General features: G+C 56.6%; 16 protein-coding genes and 1 pseudogene. 6 read left to right on the top strand and 11 right to left on the bottom strand.

The window, feature by feature from the left end; genetic code table 11:
* The first annotated feature begins 69 nt into the window (after positions 1 to 69).
* Positions 70 to 849 carry an HD domain-containing protein gene (locus EII23_RS05550; RefSeq protein ID WP_124792397.1) on the top strand — a complete coding sequence of 260 codons (780 nt, stop codon included), beginning with the start codon at positions 70 to 72 and terminating at the stop codon, positions 847 to 849.
* Positions 846 to 1,370 carry a hypothetical protein gene (locus EII23_RS05545; RefSeq protein ID WP_124792396.1) on the top strand — a complete coding sequence of 175 codons (525 nt, stop codon included), beginning with the start codon at positions 846 to 848 and terminating at the stop codon, positions 1,368 to 1,370. The genes EII23_RS05550 and EII23_RS05545 overlap by 4 nt, the downstream gene beginning before the upstream one ends.
* A 296-nt stretch (positions 1,371 to 1,666) precedes the next feature.
* On the opposite strand, the gene EII23_RS05540 is transcribed toward EII23_RS05545, so the two are convergent.
* From EII23_RS05540 to EII23_RS05530, 3 genes are all read right to left on the bottom strand, one after another.
* On the bottom strand, positions 1,667 to 2,230 hold the full coding sequence (locus tag EII23_RS05540; RefSeq protein WP_124792395.1) for a lipopolysaccharide assembly protein LapB: 564 nt from the start codon (positions 2,228 to 2,230) through the stop codon (positions 1,667 to 1,669).
* A 228-nt stretch (positions 2,231 to 2,458) separates the two neighbouring features.
* Complete coding sequence (locus EII23_RS05535) at positions 2,459 to 3,703, bottom strand: TMEM43 family protein (protein ID WP_124792394.1); 1,245 nt, start codon at positions 3,701 to 3,703, stop codon at positions 2,459 to 2,461.
* Positions 3,704 to 3,778: 75 nt separating this feature from the next.
* Positions 3,779 to 4,039, bottom strand: a complete 261-nt coding sequence (locus tag EII23_RS05530; protein ID WP_124792393.1) for a hypothetical protein — start codon at positions 4,037 to 4,039, stop codon at positions 3,779 to 3,781.
* Positions 4,040 to 4,287: 248 nt separating this feature from the next.
* Here EII23_RS05530 and EII23_RS05525 point away from each other — a divergent pair, with 248 nt between their 5' ends.
* Entirely contained in the window at positions 4,288 to 6,231 is a 1,944-nt protein-coding gene (locus tag EII23_RS05525) for a DUF2207 domain-containing protein (protein WP_124792392.1), read from the top strand.
* Between the two features lie 65 nt (positions 6,232 to 6,296).
* Here EII23_RS05525 and EII23_RS05520 read toward each other — a convergent pair whose 3' ends face one another.
* Positions 6,297 to 7,484, bottom strand: a complete 1,188-nt coding sequence (locus EII23_RS05520) for a DUF3179 domain-containing protein (RefSeq protein ID WP_260424613.1) — start codon at positions 7,482 to 7,484, stop codon at positions 6,297 to 6,299.
* Positions 7,481 to 8,368: a dTDP-4-dehydrorhamnose reductase gene (rfbD, locus tag EII23_RS05515; RefSeq protein ID WP_124792391.1), complete on the bottom strand. Its 888-nt coding sequence runs from the start codon at positions 8,366 to 8,368 to the stop codon at positions 7,481 to 7,483. The genes EII23_RS05520 and rfbD overlap by 4 nt, the downstream gene beginning before the upstream one ends.
* A 232-nt stretch (positions 8,369 to 8,600) precedes the next feature.
* On the opposite strand from rfbD, the gene EII23_RS05510 reads away from it, so the two are divergent.
* Together EII23_RS05510 and EII23_RS05505 are read left to right on the top strand one after the other, a co-directional pair.
* On the top strand, positions 8,601 to 9,212 hold the full coding sequence (locus EII23_RS05510) for a protein-L-isoaspartate(D-aspartate) O-methyltransferase (RefSeq protein WP_124792460.1): 612 nt from the start codon (positions 8,601 to 8,603) through the stop codon (positions 9,210 to 9,212).
* Between the two features lie 136 nt (positions 9,213 to 9,348).
* Positions 9,349 to 10,263, top strand: a complete 915-nt coding sequence (locus EII23_RS05505) for an Mrp/NBP35 family ATP-binding protein (RefSeq protein WP_124792390.1) — start codon at positions 9,349 to 9,351, stop codon at positions 10,261 to 10,263.
* A gap of 169 nt (positions 10,264 to 10,432) precedes the next feature.
* On the opposite strand, the gene EII23_RS05500 is transcribed toward EII23_RS05505, so the two are convergent.
* The 5 genes from EII23_RS05500 to EII23_RS05480 all read right to left on the bottom strand — a co-directional run bounded on the left by EII23_RS05500 (position 10,433) and on the right by EII23_RS05480 (position 15,432).
* Complete coding sequence (locus EII23_RS05500; RefSeq protein WP_124792389.1) at positions 10,433 to 11,740, bottom strand: serine dehydratase subunit alpha family protein; 1,308 nt, start codon at positions 11,738 to 11,740, stop codon at positions 10,433 to 10,435.
* Positions 11,741 to 11,752: 12 nt separating this feature from the next.
* Complete coding sequence (locus EII23_RS05495; protein WP_124792388.1) at positions 11,753 to 12,733, bottom strand: tripartite tricarboxylate transporter substrate binding protein; 981 nt, start codon at positions 12,731 to 12,733, stop codon at positions 11,753 to 11,755.
* Between the two features lie 17 nt (positions 12,734 to 12,750).
* A complete protein-coding gene (locus EII23_RS05490; RefSeq protein ID WP_124792387.1) occupies positions 12,751 to 14,250 on the bottom strand; it encodes a tripartite tricarboxylate transporter permease in 1,500 nt (499 codons plus the stop codon).
* Between the two features lie 72 nt (positions 14,251 to 14,322).
* Positions 14,323 to 14,811 (bottom strand): tripartite tricarboxylate transporter TctB family protein, encoded by a 489-nt coding sequence (locus EII23_RS05485; protein WP_124792386.1) that lies wholly within the window; start codon positions 14,809 to 14,811, stop codon positions 14,323 to 14,325.
* Between the two features lie 147 nt (positions 14,812 to 14,958).
* Entirely contained in the window at positions 14,959 to 15,432 is a 474-nt protein-coding gene (locus EII23_RS05480) for an L-2-amino-thiazoline-4-carboxylic acid hydrolase (protein WP_124792385.1), read from the bottom strand.
* 353 nt (positions 15,433 to 15,785) lie between these two features.
* Between EII23_RS05480 and EII23_RS05475 the strand changes: the two genes are divergently transcribed.
* Entirely contained in the window at positions 15,786 to 16,718 is a 933-nt protein-coding gene (locus EII23_RS05475; RefSeq protein WP_260424612.1) for a sigma-54-dependent Fis family transcriptional regulator, read from the top strand.
* A gap of 49 nt (positions 16,719 to 16,767) precedes the next feature.
* Here the strand turns inward: EII23_RS05475 and EII23_RS05470 are convergent.
* Positions 16,768 to 16,980, bottom strand: a pseudogene (locus EII23_RS05470) (IS5/IS1182 family transposase); the annotation flags it as partial.

Here is a 16,980-nt window from a genome sequence, read left to right as displayed (position 1 = left end):
GCGGGGCGCTGGCGCGCAAAAAGACCCGCCGCCAAAACAGCATCAGAAACCCAAACGGAGAAACGGCAGATGGACATTGCCGTGCATCAGCAATGGCTTCAGGATTACTTTGCGCGGCAACGCGCCTCGGCTGCCCGCGATCCGGGGCCGCTGGATCTGAAAATGGAGCACTCCCTCCTTGTTTTCGCCAATGCCGCGCGCATGGTGGAGGCGGAAAATTTTTCTCCTCTTGTGGGGCGCTCCTGCCTGCTGGCCGCGCTGTATCATGACGTGGGGCGCTTCGAGCAGTATTTGCGGTACGGAACTTTTCGCGACAGGGATTCGTGCAACCACGGGCACCTGGGAGTGCGCATTCTCAAGCGGGAAGGGGCGCTGGCCAAAGAACCGCCGGATGTCGCCCGGCTGGTGCTCGCGGGCGTTGGCCTGCACAACCGTTTTTCCCTGCCAGTGCATATGCCCCGGCAGACGGCCCTTGTGGTCACAGTAGTACGCGATGCTGACAAACTGGACATTTTGCGCGTTATGGACTGCCACTTGCGTGGCCCGGAACCGTACCATCCCGCTGTGGTGCTGCAACTTCCCGACGATCCCGGGCTGGCAAGCCCGAAGGTCAGACAGGCGGTGCTGGAGAGGCGCTCGGCGGCCTATGCTGATCTGCTGTGTGTCAACGACTTTCGCCTTTTGCTGGGATCCTGGTACTTTGACCTGCATTTTTCCTCCAGTCGGCGGCAGTTTTTGCGGGACGGCCATGCCGCGAGCCTGTTGCAGGGCCTGCGGGACTGCCCGCCGCACGCCGACGTGCGGGACGCTCTTTTGCGTGAACTGCGGGCGGCTGCGGAGACAGCATGAAGAATTTTTCCGGCGCGAGTTTTTTCCCCTGGTCTGCCGTACGGGATCTGGTGCCGTGGCCCGCAGATGCGCGTTCTGCGCCGCTCAATCCTTCTCTGGCAATGCTGTGCGCCTTGGCAGACGGCGCTCTTTCCTGCCTGCGGTTGGGCTATGTTTTGTCCTGTCTGTCGCCGGAAGATGCGGAAAATATGCTGCGTGAGGCCGGAAGATGCGCGCGCGTGGTGCTGGCTGCGGATTTCAGGCTGGCGGAGCGCAATATGGAGACCCCGGCCGCTGTGCTTGCGGGCTTTGCGGCTATGGCGGGAACGGCGTTCAGAAAAGGCGGGAATGCGGTTTTTGCCTGTGCGCGGGAATACATGAGACGCGGCGGACTGGAAGGACTTGCGCGCGCGGCGGGCATGGAGATTACGCGCCGTCGCTCTCTGCTGGGGGGGGCTGCCGTTCTTGCGTACGGTACATTTTCGCCTGTTGCCGTTTCCGGCAGGGCAGGCTCCGCAGGCTTGTGGGCAGCCGTTTGGTAAGCATGACGGCATTGAGGTAGAGCGAGCAGGCTCCGCAGGCTTGTGGGCAGCCGGGTCATAGATGTACCACGAGAGGTGATGGAGACGCAGGCTTGTGGCAGCCGGAGCGCGCGGATGAACCCGCAGCGTCTTTGCCCAAACCGTGTTGCCGCCAGCAGCCGGTTCCGTCAGCCGGGCTGTGCAGGGCAGGAGTGGCCTGAAGGCATGCTTCCTCCGGGGTTTTCCGGCCCGGTCTGTGACCGGACCGGAAAACCTTATGGGGAGGGGCATGCGGGATGCCCCGCAGGCGCATACCTTCAGGCGGCCATGGTTTCAAAAAGTTCTTTGGCGTTGGCATTGGCCGGGTTGGCGCCAAGCACAGCCTCCAGATGCTGGCGAGCCTCGTCGCCACGGCCAAGGTAAATGAGGCACCCGGCCAAGGTGACACGAATGGCCTCGGCTTCAACGCCTGTTTGCAGGCTGTCTTCCAAAAACGGCAGCACGTCTTCCACGCGCCCCAGCTGATAGGCTTCACGCACCAGGCAGTTCAGGGCCACAATATTGTCGGCGGCCTTGCCGAGAGCCTTGGCAAAGTGGGTATAGGCTTCCTCATGCTTGCCCTGCTCCATGCACACAAGTCCGATGCCGCACAGGGCCTTGTCCGTTTCGTCCACAGCCGCGGCCTTCTGGTAGAGGATCAGGGCCTTGTCCAGTTCCGAGCGCTGCACGGCCACGGTAGCCAAGCCCAGATAGGGAGCGGCGCTCTGCGTATTGCTGCTGGCCGCCTTGCGGTAGTATTCTTCGGCCTTGTCGTAATCGCCCATGAACAGGTAGCACTCGCCCAGTTCCTTGTTGATTTCGTAATCCAGATGATTGTTCATATTTCCTCCCCAAGAGAAAAATCTGTTTTGTCTGAAACGCCTGTGCGTTTTGCCTGCCCGCATCATGCAGAACATGTGCCAGTATGTAAAAATAAATAAAAATCAATAAGTTATTTTTTATAAAAAGTCTTGAAATCTTGGCGCATGCTGAAAAAAAATCCGCCCCGTCAAGACCTTGGCATGACGGGGCAGATTTTTCCGGGTTATTTTTTTGCGGGAGGCAAATTCTTACGCGGCGGCTTTTGCCTTGCGTCCCTTGACGTAGAGCAGGGCGATGAGCACTGCCGCCACAAGCAGCATGCAGCCGCCCACTACCGGGCGGAAGCGCAGCCATGCGATGGAAATGATCAGCAGCGACCAGGCAAGGCCGAAAAACGTGCAGACGATGCCCGTGCCCGCCGCGACCACATCGCCCAGAAAGGGCACAACGCTGGCAATGACCGACAGGGGAGCCACAACCATCTTGCATCCGGAAATGACCAGAATGACTCCCAGAATGCGCAGAACCCAAGTCCAGGTAGCGTTGGAACTGTGCGCGGCACCGTACATGTTCTCCAAGCTCTGGGTTCCCATGCTCAGCCTGCTGATATTCTTGCCGTTGCTCGCATGGTAGCTTTCAAAGGTATTGCCGTTGACCTTGGCCAGAATGCTGACGTTGGTCGGCAGAACCTGCCGGAAGGTCACCCGCATGTCGCCGATTTTGGGCATTGCCGGAGAGTCGCCCAGAAAGACGGTATTGCCCTCCACATGCACCTTGCCCTCCGGAAGCTGGGAGTCCGTCCCGCCGAACAGGGTTCCGGAAAACTGCTGCGCTGACGGCGCGACCTCTTTTTGCGTCCGCCGGACCTGTGTATCCAGCTTGTCCAGCGCTTCCCCGGAAAGAGTCACGTTCAGAGGTTCTTCGCCGCTGATGGATCCGATCATGGATTCCGGCAGGCGATATGCCCCGAAAGCGACATTTTTGGCTTGGGATTCAAAATCGTCAAGGTGGACAAGAACGAAGTTCCTGTATCCTCCCTGAACATCCTTGAAGCGGGACGAATCCACCGGCGAGTTTTGCCATCCCTGCTCGTAGGTGTAGGTGGTCACGGTTTCTTCGCCTCCGCCGAGCTTCTGCCGTTTTTCCGTCCGGGATTTTTCTTCCCACTGGTAGTATTCCACATTCCGCAGCAGGCGTATGCCCTGCACCCTGACACCGAAAACCGGGTCAACGAGCACATCCTTTGTTTCGGTCGGCCCTGTGGCGTGCACCAATTTGCCGTTCATGGCCGGGTTGAGCCTGGTGATGTCGCCCAACTCCTGCGTTACGGACTGCGCCTCGGTGAGCGCATCGCCCGTGGCCACAAAGTCTCCTTCGTTCCACCAGAGCAGGGCCGTCCCGGCGAGAAAAAGCACGATGCCGAGCCCAATGCCGCCGAAAGAGGCACCTATCCGGCTGAAAAAGCTTGTGGTTGTGGTTTCCGTATATGCCATTTTTCTGCCCTCCCTGTGCGTATCGTGGTATCGCTTTTCTTCAGCGCGGCGGTTCGCGCTCTGTCGGCCGCAATGTTAGCGTTTGGGGCACTGGCTGCCAACGCCGCCCAGTTGCTTGGCGAACTTCTCCGCATCCATCCTGTAGTTGAATTCCGACATCATGTATGTTCCGCTGCCCCGGGCAGACTGCATCTGCTTCAGGTCGCGGCTGTCCACCTCGATTTTGCCGTTGGCGCAGTATACCTTGTACGTCGTGGAGGCGGCCGATACGAATGTGGTGCCGATGAAAAAAGTTCCGCAGGCCAGCAGGATCGCGCACAAAAACAGTTTTTTCATGAAAATTCTCCAAGTTGGGGGTACAAAGAAAATCGCGGGCTTTCCCGCACACCAAGCATAACCCCGGAGGGGCCTGCACTTCAAGGACAATGTGCTCTGAAAAATCCACACAGGCTGCGCGCGTCGGGCCGCGGAAGCGGTTTGAGCTTTTCGGGGATGGCGTTTCTGCATACTTTCTGCTAAAAAGAGAACTTATTCGTATGGGAGCGGGCTAGCGTGCCCTGTTTCGCCTTGGCAAGGAGGCTGTGATGTTCCGCGGGATGTCCTGTTTTGCCGTATTTTTTCTGTGTCTGGTGTGTGCCTGTTTTTCTGCTTCCGAAGGAGCCGCTGCGGAGCGTATTCTCCAGTATGACGTGGTGGTGCAGGTGCGGGAGGATGCATCCTTTCTGGTGACAGAGCGCATCCGCGTCAATGTTGAGGGGCGCAAGATCCGCCGGGGCATTACCCGATCCTATCCTGTCAGGCAGCGTCTGGCAGACGGAACCCTGCGCCATTACGGATTCACCATGTTGTCCGCCCGTCTGGACGGAGAAGAAGTTCCCTTTCACGTCCACTTGGAGAATCTGTCCCTGTTTGCGGGGGTTGCCGTGGGCCGCTCTGACAGGCTCGTGCCCCACGGCGAGCATGTGTACGAATTGCGCTATACGACAGACAATCATGTGCGTTTTTTCGAAAACCATGCCGAGATATACTATAACGGCATAGGCTTTGAAAACGTCTTTCCCGTGGAGGAGGCCAGCTTCCGCCTGGAACTGCCCGGCAATGCCGCGCCCACACGCATAACGGCCTTTACCGGCAAGCGGGGCGAGACAGGACGCGACTTCAGGTTGGAAAACGGCTCGGTGACCAGTTCCCGTACGCTCATGCCGGGTGAGGGCATGACGGTGGTTTTCGCTTTTGACAAGAACCTGGTTTCTTTGCCACCGCAATCGTGGGCCAACTGGGCCGGGGAGCACCGCACCCTGCTGCTGGCGGCCATTCTGGGCATGCTGATCCTGTATTATCTGATGCTCGGCCATATTCTGAAAAAATCGCAGGGGCGGCATACGGTTATTCCAATTTTTTCTCCTCCGAAAGGAATGTCTCCGGGGTTCATGGCATCGCTCAGGCAGATGCGCTTTTCCGCCCTTATGCTCCAAGCGGATATCATGTGGCTGGCGGTCAACGGATATCTGCGCATGAACATGAAGGACAAAAAAAATGTGATACTGGAGGCTGTGCGCATCGGAAGGCCAGCAAGGTCCGGTTGGATACTCTCTTTGTGTGATGTACTTTTCTCCATGTTTTTTCCCTTTTCCGTAGACAGGCTTGATCTGAGCGATGGTTCCGGACGGGCAGCACTGGGGAACGCCTATGACAGCCTTCAGAACTACTACAGCTCTTGGGGGCGCTGGACGAAACATCCTTTTCTCGGAGGGCTGGGCGCGGTTCTTTTTGGCGGGATGATAATCGCCGTTATGCCTTTTGTCTCCTCTCCGGCTTCGGAGTTCGGCGGTATTTCGGAGTTTTTCTTTTTCTTCACTTTTCTGCTGTTTCTCATGGGCCTTTTCTTGTTTGCCCTGTACAGGGTATGGGTAATGCGGAAGGGCTGGAAGCGGCTGGCTATGTCTGTTGCTTTTCTTGCCCTCGAGGTCGGGTGCATGCATATCCTGTCCGCTTTTGTCGAGCCTGTGGACTACATTTTCGTTGCAGTCTATGCGGTCGGCTTGGGGATAGCTTGGGTGTGGAGTACGCACTTTCTGCGCGTTCGTACCAAGCAGGGGGCGAAGGAGTATGCTCAGGTTCAGGGGCTCGAAATGTACATCCGCACAGCGGAAAAGGATCGTCTGGCCAAAATCAACGCGCCCGAGGACACTCTGGAAAAGTATGAGGAAATTCTGCCCTACGCTCTTGCTCTGGGATGCGCCGATGCCTGGCAGAAGCGCTTTGCGCCCTTGCTGGCGGAAGTGGAATACCGTCCGGACTGGTGCGCCACTCCTGACCCGCTGGTGACTTCCACTGGATACCAGAGCGTATTCCCGGCGGTGCAGGCGCTCTCCGTGGCAGCAGGGAGTGTGGCTGCTGCGGCAGCAGCGGCGGCTGCCGCCATGTCTTCGAGCGGTTCTTCCAGCTCAAGCTCCGGTGATTCCGGCTTCAGCAGCGGAGGAAGCTCGGGCGGTGGTTCGGGCGGCGGCGGCGTGGGGGGCTGGTAGGCGGCTCTCCCTTTGTTGAGGGGGAGCTTTTCCCCCTGCGTCTTGCCGCTTGGCTGAACGCAAATTCAGCGCGTGGCGTCGGGCGCTTCCTGCGGAGCGGACTGACCGGGCGGAGCGGGAGAGAGCAGGTTTTCCGGCACATCGCCTTCCCCGGGAACGACCAGAGTTTCCGGATTGATGCTGTACCACGAAAACCACATGGAATAGCCCCCGTAATACTGCGGCATGGACGCACCTTTCATGTTGCCTTCCAGGGCAATGCCTGTGCCCGGATCCCAGATGCTCCGGGTGGCAAGATCCATGAGCTTGCCGTAGCTGGGAATGAAAAGGAACGGTTCTGTCCAGACGCGGCGGTTGAAAACCCGGATCACATCGAGCTTCGGATCATGGGCGGCCAGAAGGGCGTGGGGCCCGGCAAAAAAGTTCACAGCTCCCCTTTTCTTGACGTACGCCACATCAATGCCCAGCAGGTAGCCTTCGTATTCAAGGCAGAGCATGGGTGTCTTGCGCGGAAAGCGTCTGTCCACCCGCTGTACGGGGTAGATCAGTCTGTCATTGGTATAGTAGCTGTTGCTGTGGTGGTAACTGCCGTAAGGGTCACGCCCGTAAGGCCTGTTGCCTGCGGGTCTGGCCAGCACGGGAGCATCGGGGTAGACGCGCTTGGCGGATCCCCATGTGGTCCAGAAAACGGGCAGCAGGGGCAGGCCGCGCCCCAAGAGCGGCCCCTCAAAGGCCATGCCTGTTTCCTGAAGCCACAGGCTGCCGGAATTGCGATCCATGAGGACGCTGTTGCCGTCGTAGAGCCGTCCCTCAATGTCAAAAATGAGGTTCAGGCCGTCAAGATAGGCGTTGTAAGCCATGAGTGTGCCGCTGATGGGGCAGTATGTGACGGTATAGGCCACATCATCAATGACCTCGTTGACCACCTGATGCCAGACCATGATGCGCTGCGGATATATGCGTGGGCCATCAGGAAAGATGACGACAAACATGATGTCATCGTCGCTGCTGCTCAGGTTGGCGTCCTGGATGCGGTCATAGCGGGGGCGGTAGAGAGAGGGGATGGAGCCGTATTCCGTGCCTGTATCGACAAGTTTTCCGCTGATGGCCGCCAACTCTTCAAGGCTTCGGGGCCGCGCTGCGGCCTCGGGCGGCAGCAGGGCCGTCAGGCAGAGGGACAGCAGGCAGAGGAGGACGGGCAGTGGCCAAGCTGCCGCAAAGGCGCAGCGGTCGTCTGTCATGGCGTGGCTCATGATCGTCCGCCGTTGTCAGAGGGAAGCAGCATGTTTTCGCTGAAAAGATATTCCCGCAGGGCCTGGGGCCAGGGGCGCGGCGGTTTGCCCAGAAAGGTCGCCAGCTTTCTTGTGTCCAGGGCGGAAAAAGCCGGGCGCTGCGCTTTTTGCGGCCAGTCTGCAGAATCTATGGGAATGACCCGGCATGGAGCCGCAGCCAGGGAAACAGCCTCGCAGGCCAGATCGCACCAGCTTGCCTGACCGCCGTTGGCTGCATGCCAGATGCCCGTGGCCCCGCTCTGCGCCAGCGCCACGCTCCACTGCGCCAAATCTGCGGTATAGGTGGGCGAGCCCACCTGATCGTGCACAACCCTGATGGCATCGCGTTGGCGGCAAGCCCCCAGAATGGTGCTCACAAAATTTTTGCGCCCCGGCCCGAAAAGCCAAGCAGTGCGCAAAATGCAGGCCCTGTCCGGCAAAATGCCCAGAATGGCCTGTTCGCCTTCCAGCTTGGTGCGTCCGTAGGCTGTGCGGGGTTGCGGCGTATCGTCCTCGGTCCAGAGCCTGGTTCCCTCGCCGGAAAACACAAAGTCAGTGCTGTAGTGCATAAGATGCCCCGAGCCCAAGGTCTTGAGCGTCTGGGCCAGCATGGAGGGCAGGGCGCGATTGAGCAGCAGTGCGTCTTCCGTGCGGTCTTCCGCATCGTCGACGGCTGTCCAGGCCACGGCGTTGAAGATAATGTGGGGGGCATGCCCGGCCAGAGCCCCTTGCAGGAAGTCCCTGTCCAGCAGGTTGCCGTCCCGGCGGCCCAGGGTATGAACTGTCCAGCCGTCCGCCTGCAGCGCGCGCGTCAGGGCCTGCCCCAGCAGGCCGGTTTCTCCTCCGAGAACCAGTGCCTTTTTCATTGCTTCTCCCGCGCGCCGTCATGGCGCTGACATTCCTGTATTCTAGCGCGTGCGGCCCACGGGGGTCAATACGGGGTTTTGGTCGCGCCGCAGGAGGGGGAAGCCCCGCATTGACTTGCGGAAAAAAATCTGTTCTCACATGCCCGGTATGCAGCACAGCGGACAGAGAAAGATCAGTGTCCCTTCCGGAGGAACCTTGCGTTCTGTGGATCCGAAGCGTTCCCGCCTGCGCATGGTGCGCGAACAGCTGGAAAGCCGGGGCATTACGGACGCGGGGGTTCTTGACGCCATGGCGCGCGTGCCGCGTCATCTTTTCGTGCAGGAGGCGCTGCGTGCCCAGGCCTATGAAGATACCTCCCTGCCCATCGGATACGGCCAGACCATCTCGCAGCCCTATATTGTTGCCCTGATGAGCCAGTATCTTGAGGTGCAAAAAGGCGCGCGTGTTCTGGAAATCGGCACAGGATCGGGCTATCAGGCCGCTGTTCTGGCGGGCATGGGCTGCACTGTGTTCACGCTGGAACGGGTACGGGAGCTGCACCAGAACGCTGTGCACCTGTTCCGGCATATGGGCCTGAGCGGCGTCCACCCGGAACGACGGGATGGCACTCTGGGCATGCCCGAGGCCGCCCCCTTTGACCGCATCATTGTTACAGCGGGCGGGCCGGAAGTGCCTTCGCCTCTTGTGGACCAGCTTGACGAGGGCGGTATTCTGCTCATTCCGGTGGGGGGCAAGCGGCGCGCCCAGCGCCTGGTGCGCGTCCGCAAGGAGAACGGGCGCACCTTCCGGGAGGAGCTGGATTCCGTGGTCTTTGTCGACCTTGTGGGGAGTCACGGCTGGTAGGTTCCGGGCTTTTCCGCCGTGCTGCCGCGTACGCCCGCTTGTGGGAAGGCAATCATTCACTGGAAGGTCTAGTACAGGCGTGCTGCCGCGTACGCCCGCTTGTGGGACCAAGGTTTTATCTGTGCAAGGAGGGATTATGTCGTCCTGTTCGTCCTGTTCGTCCGCAGCTTCCTGTGCCCATGCCACCAGCAAGGGGGGGAGCGGCAACTGCTCCGACCCCGCGGCCATGCAGGATCAGCGCATCGCCGAGCGCCTCGGCCATATCCGGCATACGCTTTTTGTCATGAGCGGCAAGGGAGGCGTGGGAAAAAGCTCCGTTACCGTAAACTCCGCGGCGGCGCTCGCCCGCAGGGGCTTCAAGGTGGGCATTCTGGATGTGGACATGCACGGCCCCAGCGTTCCCAATCTGCTCGGGCTAACCGGCGGCGTGGAAATGGATGCGGAAACCGGCCTCATGCTCCCCGCCTGTTACAACGAAAATCTGTCTGTCATTTCCATGGACAGCCTCCTGCAGGACAAGAATCAGGCCATCCTCTGGCGCGGTCCCAAAAAAACAGCGGCCATCCGCCAGTTTATCGCGGATGTCAAATGGGGGGATCTGGATTTTCTGCTCATCGACTCGCCTCCGGGAACCGGTGACGAACACATGACTGTCATGCAGTCCATCCCCAACGCCCTGTGCGTCGTGGTCACCACTCCCCAGGAAATTTCCCTGGCCGATGTGCGCAAGGCCATCAATTTTTTGCAGTATACCAACTCCAATGTGCTTGGGGTGGTGGAAAACATGAGCGGCCTTGTCTGTCCCCACTGCCGTCAGGAAATTGACTTGTTCAAAAAAGGCGGAGGCGAGGAACTGTCCCGGAAATACGGCCTCAAATTTCTGGGGGCCGTACCTCTGGATCCCGTGACCGTGGTAGCGGCGGACAAGGGCGTTCCTGTGGTCTATCTTGAGGAAGAAAGTGCCGCCAAAACGGCCTTTCTGGCGCTGGCTGATGCCATCGTCCAAGCTGTTGACAGCAGCTTGGAAGCCCTGGCGGGCACGCATATCTGACACTGGCACGCCGTATCGTCGGCGACAGAAGTGCTGCTTGTTTTTGACTCCGGCTGTGTCGGAGCTCAATGCGATGGGGTGCCGGAACACGGCACCCCATCGCTGTACGATGCTGGGTTTGCCGAGGGGCAGAAGCATGCAAGGATCGTCTGCTTGCTTGTAAGGTGGTTTACAGAGGGGCGCGGAGAGCGTCGGCCAGCATGACATCAAGAACCGTTTTATCCACGCCGCACATGCCTTGTGTGCTGATGATTCCGATATTTTGTAGGGTGGTTTCCGGATGAATTGAAACAATGCCCTGACCGTATCCTACATGGATATTCTGACTGGCCAGCAGAGCGCATAGTACAGCCTCAGATGCTGCTGTGGCCAGCTTGAAGGCGCAGCCGCCCTTGGCGCCATCGCAGAGCATTCCCGCTAAGGTACCGCTCATAGAATTGATGACTCCGGCCAGTTGGTTGTCTTCACAGCCCAGAAGCCAAGCGACGGCCACCGCCGCACCAACTCCGGCCGCAATGGCGCAGCCGCACACGGGCGATAACGGTCCGGAAAGCTCCTTGATGGCAATGGTTACTAAATGACTTAGCGCTAGGGCGCGGATAAGTTTTTCTTCATCCAGAGCCTTTTCCTTGCAGACGATATACGGTGGCAGGATGGCTATAATGCCGTGATTTCCGCTCCCCGCGCTGGACATGACAGGAAGTTTGAGTCCGGCCATGCGAGCGTCCGCAGCTGCGGCAGCATACATGCGGACTTTGTTGACCATGTTGTCCTCAATGACTCCTTCGTCCATCAGGCGGCGCAACCCCGCGCCCAGACCTAGGCCGGGCGTTCGTTCCAGCCCCGCTCTGGCCATGCGGTAGTTCATGGGAACCCCAGCGATAAGAAAGGCGATCTCTTCCAGAGGCAATGCTTCCACTTCCTTTCGCAGATCCCCGATGGACATATCCTTGAGGATGGGAGTGTCGGCTGTTTTTTCTTTTCCATTAACTACGGTCGAGGGGGTAGCCTCCTCTACGACATTGCCATCGCGTTCCACTAGAACTATATTGGTATGGTTTTCCAAGATTACGGTTCGTCCATGCCCCATCTCACCGTACACTATGGCTTCAATATAAAAATGTTCTTTGGAATCGCAGATACTCATCTGAATGGGTACGGTTTCCATGATTGTATGAGCCTGGGTCACGCTGTCTTCGTCCACGTTAGCGAACACTTCCAGACCTTTGCGCCAGTCGCCGCAGGCCAATGCCAGAGCAACGGCGTATTCTATGCCATATTCGTTGGTTCCCGGTATACCCACTCCACGAGCGTTTTTGAAAATGTTGCCGCTTAGACGGACATGAACGCCTCTGACTTCCCCGCGGCTTTCCTCATGTGCACGGGACACGGCCACGGCAATGGACGCTGGTTCGGTACAGCCCAGAGCCGGTTTTACATTCCGCCTGAGCAAAAGGACAAGATGATCGCGGTACATGTTTTTCTCCGATTATTTCACAGTATTTTCTTCCTTGTGCTGGCGGATCGGCTCCGTGAAGAAATCATTGTACTGCTTCAGTACGTCGCTGAATTCCACTCCGGGCAAGAAATTGGGGCGTATGTAGACCTGCTTCAGTTTGGCCTGCACGCCGGGATCCGCAAGAGCTTCACGGAATAACGCCTGTAGGCGTTCCACACGTTCGGCGGGAATAAGTTTGGGTCCTACGATGCCATATACAGAATCAAAGATCAGATTCTTGCTCACCAGTTCAGCAAAGGTGGGAACATCAGGGTAGTAGGGGTCACGTTTGGCGCTGGAAACGGCAATGACGCGGATGTTGTTTTTGTGCGGCAGGAAGTTGGCAATGGGAGTGTATGCCACGCTGATATGCCCCCCCAGTAGTGCCGTGATCAGTTCGCCGCCTCCGTTATAGGCCACATATGGCACATTGGAACCAGGGAAGTGCTTCATAAGCTGCATGTGGAAGAAGCGCTGCGCTGTGAGGGCTCCTGGGCTGCCAAGGCTGTACTTATCCGGAGCGGCTTTGGCTTTTCCCATCAGATCGACCAGCGATGTAATGCCCGAAGCGGGCAATACGCCCCAACCCATGGTGAACTCGGAAACCTGCGCTATGTGCGTGAAGCTTTCCCATGTGAAGCCACAGGGCTTGACCTGCGGCACCACGGTCAGAATGTTGGCCGAGGTGAGGCTGATGGTGTACCCGTCGGGGCGAGCGCGCGACAGCTCCACCATGGCAGGAATGCCGCTGCCGCCGGCTTTGCTTGTGATCAGGAGGGTAACGCCATGTTTGGTTTGCAGGTATTCTCCTATAATGCGCGCCAGTGTATCCGGGGCATTACCTGTACCAAAGGGCATGATCAGTGTGATGGGTTTCTCGGGAAAATCTTCCGCTACGGTTGGTGAAGCCATGCAGATCAGGGCCAATAGACTACAGGCTGCTGCAATATGGCGTTGTAGTGCTGCTAACATGTTCTTCCTCCTTGTTTTTACAGATGAGTCCTTTGGGATGATTGTGTGCGGCATAGTTCGTCTAGGGCTACCTTGATGACGAGCAGCAGGCTGATGAGAAGAATGGTGCAGGAAATGGGGCTGGTTACAAAAATACTTGCGTCGTTGCGGGAGATGGAGAGTGTGCGCCGGAAATTGGACTCGGCAATAGGTCCCAGAATTAGGGCAAGCAGGAGCGGTGGCTGTGGAAAGCCTCCTTTGATCATGAGATAGCCGAGCAGACCAAATCCGGCCATGATCCAGAGGTCAAAGGTTGAATTGTTGGCGGCGTAGCTGCCCACGGCACACAATACTAGGACGATGGGCATGAGAATGGGGGTGGGGACATGAACTATTTTACCTGCTATCCGCACGGCCAGCAGGCCGATACCCAGTATTGCCATTTGGGCCACAAAGAAGCTCGCGAAAATGCCGCTGATCACTGCTTCATGTTCGCTGAACAGCAGCGGCCCGGGGACAAGTCCCTGAATCATGAGTGCGCCGAGCAGAAGGGCTGTCAGTACGTCTCCAGGAACTCCCAGAACCATCATGGGAATGAGCGCGCCGCCCGTAACAGCATTGTTGGAGCTTTCAGTGGCAGCGATGCCTTCAAGGGTCCCCGTGCCGAAGGCTTCCGGCGTGGCCGATCGGCGCTTGGCCTCGCTGTAGGCGATGAAACAGGCCGCGCTAGCCCCCATCGCGGGAATAATGCCGATGGCTGTGCCGATTACAGCGGAGCGCAACAGGTTGAGCCTTTGAACCAGCAGTTCTTTGAACGTTAAGCTGTCATTAGAAAGGGAACCGTATTTCACCATGCCGAACTGACCGTGAAAGATATCTTCCAGCGAAAGCATCACTTGAGAAACAGCAAACAGGCCTACCAGCGCCGGAACAAGGGGGATGCCATTGAAAAGATCGGGAATGTTGAAAGTGTTGCGGAAATCTCCTGAAATCTGATCTATGCCGACAGAAGAAAGAAAAAGTCCGAAAAAGGCGGCTGTAAAGCCTTTTAGGATGTTTCCGGAAGAAAAGGTCGTGACCGCTGTAAGGGCAAAGATGGATAGAGCAAAGTATTCGGGCGCGCCGAAGCGCATGGCAACCATAGCCAGTAATGGGGCACAAGTAACAAGTGCTATGCCACTGAAGGTTCCACCTAGGAAGGAAGCCCATGTAGCCATGTCTAGAGCCTTTAGCGACTGTCCCTTGGCCGTGAGCTTGGGGCCTTCCAACATGGTGGCAGCAGCAGCCACTGTGCCGGGAGTTCCCACCAGAATGGCAGAAATACAGCCTCCGTAAATGGCACCACAGTACATGCCCAGCAGCAAAGAAAAGGCTTCTACCGTTGGCATGCCGAAAGAGAGCGGTATGAGTAGCGCAACCCCCATGGCGGCTGTCAGGCCTGGCAATGAACCGAAAATAATGCCGAGGGCCACACCCGAACAGTTTGCGAAAAGCGCTGCGGGGGTTAGCGCCTGTTGTAAGCCCGCGAAAATGTCCATGTACGTTCGTCTCCTGTAAAAGTCTTTCCGCGCGAAATGCTCGTACAGCAAGTCGAAGCCAGATTATCAAGATCAAGGCAAGAGAACCTGAAAAAATCCACTGAAGGTAAGCACGAGAGCGGCAGTGCTTCCTGCCGCTATCCCAGCAATTTCTAATGGCTTTCTTCTGCCGAGCAGAGGCAAAGCCACAAGTAAAAACAAAAAGGTGGACACGATGAAGCCGCCATTGTGGGGCATGTTGAGCCAATCCAAGCTGGCGACCAGGTCGCCGACGCAGATCATGGCAACCATATAACAAACCCAGAAGGCATAAAACCCCAGAGCTTTGGGATCGAGATTGGGGAGGTAAGGCGCACTATACGCAGCATTGCGGCAGACAGCCCCCTTGATCACAAGAAAGATACCGCACAGTGTCGTGGATAAGAGCGCAATGTAAGGTAGGGTGGAGGGGCCGACCCATTCTCCGGTGGACGGGGTTGGTAACTGGCTGGTACTTGAAGCACCCACGACGCAGAAAAAAAGAACGATGGTTCCTGAGATGATATCTCTGTGGATTTTCATAGTGTCTCCCTGAAATTTCAAATTGTTTTGGGAGCCGGATTCCAGAGTCCACTCGGTGTCCGAGGGCAGAAAAATTTACGTTTTAAACAGTATGATCGGGGTGTTTGCCAAGATAGAAAAGCCTCAAACAGAGAAAAAGCTATTTTTTTATAGTCGCTTTTTTTTCCATAGGCGGACGCGGCAAAAGCTGTCGCCTTTGCCCAGTCTTTCGATGATATCACAGGGGATGCCGTGTTCTGCGGCGCGATTGCGGTCTAACTCCATGGCGATGTCGCAGTATAGATCCTGTTTTTCCGGAGGAAGCCCCATAGCTTTCCATTCTTCCAAAAGAGGACAATAATGCATGCGCATTTCGCTGTATTCATCGTTCTTGGTGATTTCTGTTTCAAAGACACCGCCCATATCGCGGTAGTGAATATCGACCCATTCGTCGGGCGTTATCTTGTGACCGTCGCGCTCCGCACGGATACAGCCATAACTGGTGATAGCCCGTCGTGCCACTGATTCCGCCTTGTTGGAGGGCAGAATCTTTTCCAGTTCTCCGCATAGGCAGGCCATTACACGGGCACGATCCCGCATTGCGCCACGAACACGCCGCGTAACTTCTTCATTCCATTTCATAACAGGCCTCCTTTGTTGTGCAGTATAATATGTTGATATTGTTGCTTTTTAATGAAAATGAGGGTCCGTAAACGCAACAGATGCTAAAAGACTATCAATTACTGTGCCAAAAACAGATATTCCTGATACTATTTCGGTTGTATAAGTTTTTTGAAATGCTTATGGCTATTGTTGTGAGCATGGCGCGGTAAAAATTTTTCATTTTATGCACAAGTTTTTTTTGTTTTTCTTAAATAAGAAAAATTTTTATAAAACATATTGATTTTTAATTAAAAATATTTTTTAATGATAAAAAACTTGAGAATGATTAAGAGAGAACGGGGGGGGAGGTGGCGTTCGAAAGCGGCGAGAGTATGCAATTACTGGGCAAGAGTCCTGCTATCTGCCGTTTGCGGGAGCAGATACATAAGGTTGCCGCCATGGATGTTGTTGTTCTTGTGCAGGGCGAGTCCGGTACTGGCAAGGAATTGGTGGCACGAGCCATCCACGATCAGAGCCGACGGAGTCGGAAAGCCTTTGTGGCCATCAACTGCGGGGCTATCCCCGAATCTCTTACAGAGAGCATCCTTTTCGGCTATGAGGGCGGTGCATTTTCTGGGGCAAGCAGTGCCGGTCAGGTTGGTTTGCTGGAAAAGGCCAGCGGCGGAACCCTTTTTCTGGATGAAGCGGGTGAAATGCCGCCCAGCCTGCAGGCCAAGATGCTAAGGACATTGCAGAATCATAAAATTCGTCGCGTGGGCGGCAGTCAGGTCTGTCAGTTGGATATGCGGATAATAGCTGCCAGTAACCGGAATCTGCGCGAGGAAGTCAGGTTGGGCCGCTTTCGTGAAGATCTTTTCTATCGATTGGACGTCATACCTTTGTTTGTGCCGCCTCTGCGCGAGCGGCCAGAGGATATTCGTCTTTTGGCAGATTTTTTTCTCAATGCACATAGCGCTGCACAGGGGATACGCTATGAAATTTCGTCCGGTTTGCTCAGAAAATTCGAGTCTTATGCTTGGCCCGGGAATGTGCGTGAGCTGAAGAATTTTGTGGAATACGGTGTCTGTTTCAGTGAAAATGGCCGACTGACCCGAAAGCTGTTGGAGCCGCGTTTTGCCTTGTCGGGAGTTTTGGATAAGGTGCCAAATGGAGTGCGCCGTCGCAAGTCAGCCTTTGACGTGGCGTGTATGGAAAGTCTGCTGCAACGGTACGGCAGTGATATGGAAGGCAAAAAGGCCGTAGCCCATTGGATGGGCATTAGCTTGGCCACGCTGTATCGCTATCTCAAGCGAGAGCGGGGGTGAAGAGAAGAGGTCCCTATTATAATCATTGCTGTCCGGCTAGATAGTGTCGTCAAATTATTGTTGCCCACAGTGAGATGCACCTGATTTGCACGGCGGCAAGGGAGGAAAGGCTTCGTTTTGCATAGCGCGTAGCGATGCCGCGCCATCTCTTGAGGTGAAGAAAGGCGTTCTCGACCAGATGGCGTACACGGTATAGAGCTTTGTCATAGTCCCGCTGCTCCTTGCGATTTTTTCTGGGTGGAATGACGGGCTGACAGCCGGA

Source organism: Desulfovibrio sp. OH1186_COT-070, from assembly GCF_003860215.1.
Lineage (GTDB): Bacteria > Desulfobacterota > Desulfovibrionia > Desulfovibrionales > Desulfovibrionaceae > Desulfovibrio.
This window is presented reverse-complemented; position numbering and strand designations above follow the sequence as displayed.

Bases quoted from the DNA above. Each gene is read 5' to 3' on its own strand.
- EII23_RS05550 (WP_124792397.1), top strand. From the start codon at position 70: ATGGACATTGCCGTGCATCAGCAATGGCTTCAGGATTACTTTGCGCGG.
- EII23_RS05545 (WP_124792396.1), top strand. From the start codon at position 846: ATGAAGAATTTTTCCGGCGCGAGTTTTTTCCCCTGGTCTGCCGTACGG.
- EII23_RS05540 (WP_124792395.1), bottom strand. From the start codon at position 2,230: ATGAACAATCATCTGGATTACGAAATCAACAAGGAACTGGGCGAGTGC.
- EII23_RS05535 (WP_124792394.1), bottom strand. From the start codon at position 3,703: ATGGCATATACGGAAACCACAACCACAAGCTTTTTCAGCCGGATAGGT.
- EII23_RS05530 (WP_124792393.1), bottom strand. From the start codon at position 4,039: ATGAAAAAACTGTTTTTGTGCGCGATCCTGCTGGCCTGCGGAACTTTT.
- EII23_RS05525 (WP_124792392.1), top strand. From the start codon at position 4,288: ATGTTCCGCGGGATGTCCTGTTTTGCCGTATTTTTTCTGTGTCTGGTG.
- EII23_RS05520 (WP_260424613.1), bottom strand. From the start codon at position 7,484: ATGAGCCACGCCATGACAGACGACCGCTGCGCCTTTGCGGCAGCTTGG.
- rfbD (WP_124792391.1), bottom strand. From the start codon at position 8,368: ATGAAAAAGGCACTGGTTCTCGGAGGAGAAACCGGCCTGCTGGGGCAG.
- EII23_RS05510 (WP_124792460.1), top strand. From the start codon at position 8,601: ATGGTGCGCGAACAGCTGGAAAGCCGGGGCATTACGGACGCGGGGGTT.
- EII23_RS05505 (WP_124792390.1), top strand. From the start codon at position 9,349: ATGTCGTCCTGTTCGTCCTGTTCGTCCGCAGCTTCCTGTGCCCATGCC.
- EII23_RS05500 (WP_124792389.1), bottom strand. From the start codon at position 11,740: ATGTACCGCGATCATCTTGTCCTTTTGCTCAGGCGGAATGTAAAACCG.
- EII23_RS05495 (WP_124792388.1), bottom strand. From the start codon at position 12,733: ATGTTAGCAGCACTACAACGCCATATTGCAGCAGCCTGTAGTCTATTG.
- EII23_RS05490 (WP_124792387.1), bottom strand. From the start codon at position 14,250: ATGGACATTTTCGCGGGCTTACAACAGGCGCTAACCCCCGCAGCGCTT.
- EII23_RS05485 (WP_124792386.1), bottom strand. From the start codon at position 14,811: ATGAAAATCCACAGAGATATCATCTCAGGAACCATCGTTCTTTTTTTC.
- EII23_RS05480 (WP_124792385.1), bottom strand. From the start codon at position 15,432: ATGAAATGGAATGAAGAAGTTACGCGGCGTGTTCGTGGCGCAATGCGG.
- EII23_RS05475 (WP_260424612.1), top strand. From the start codon at position 15,786: ATGCAATTACTGGGCAAGAGTCCTGCTATCTGCCGTTTGCGGGAGCAG.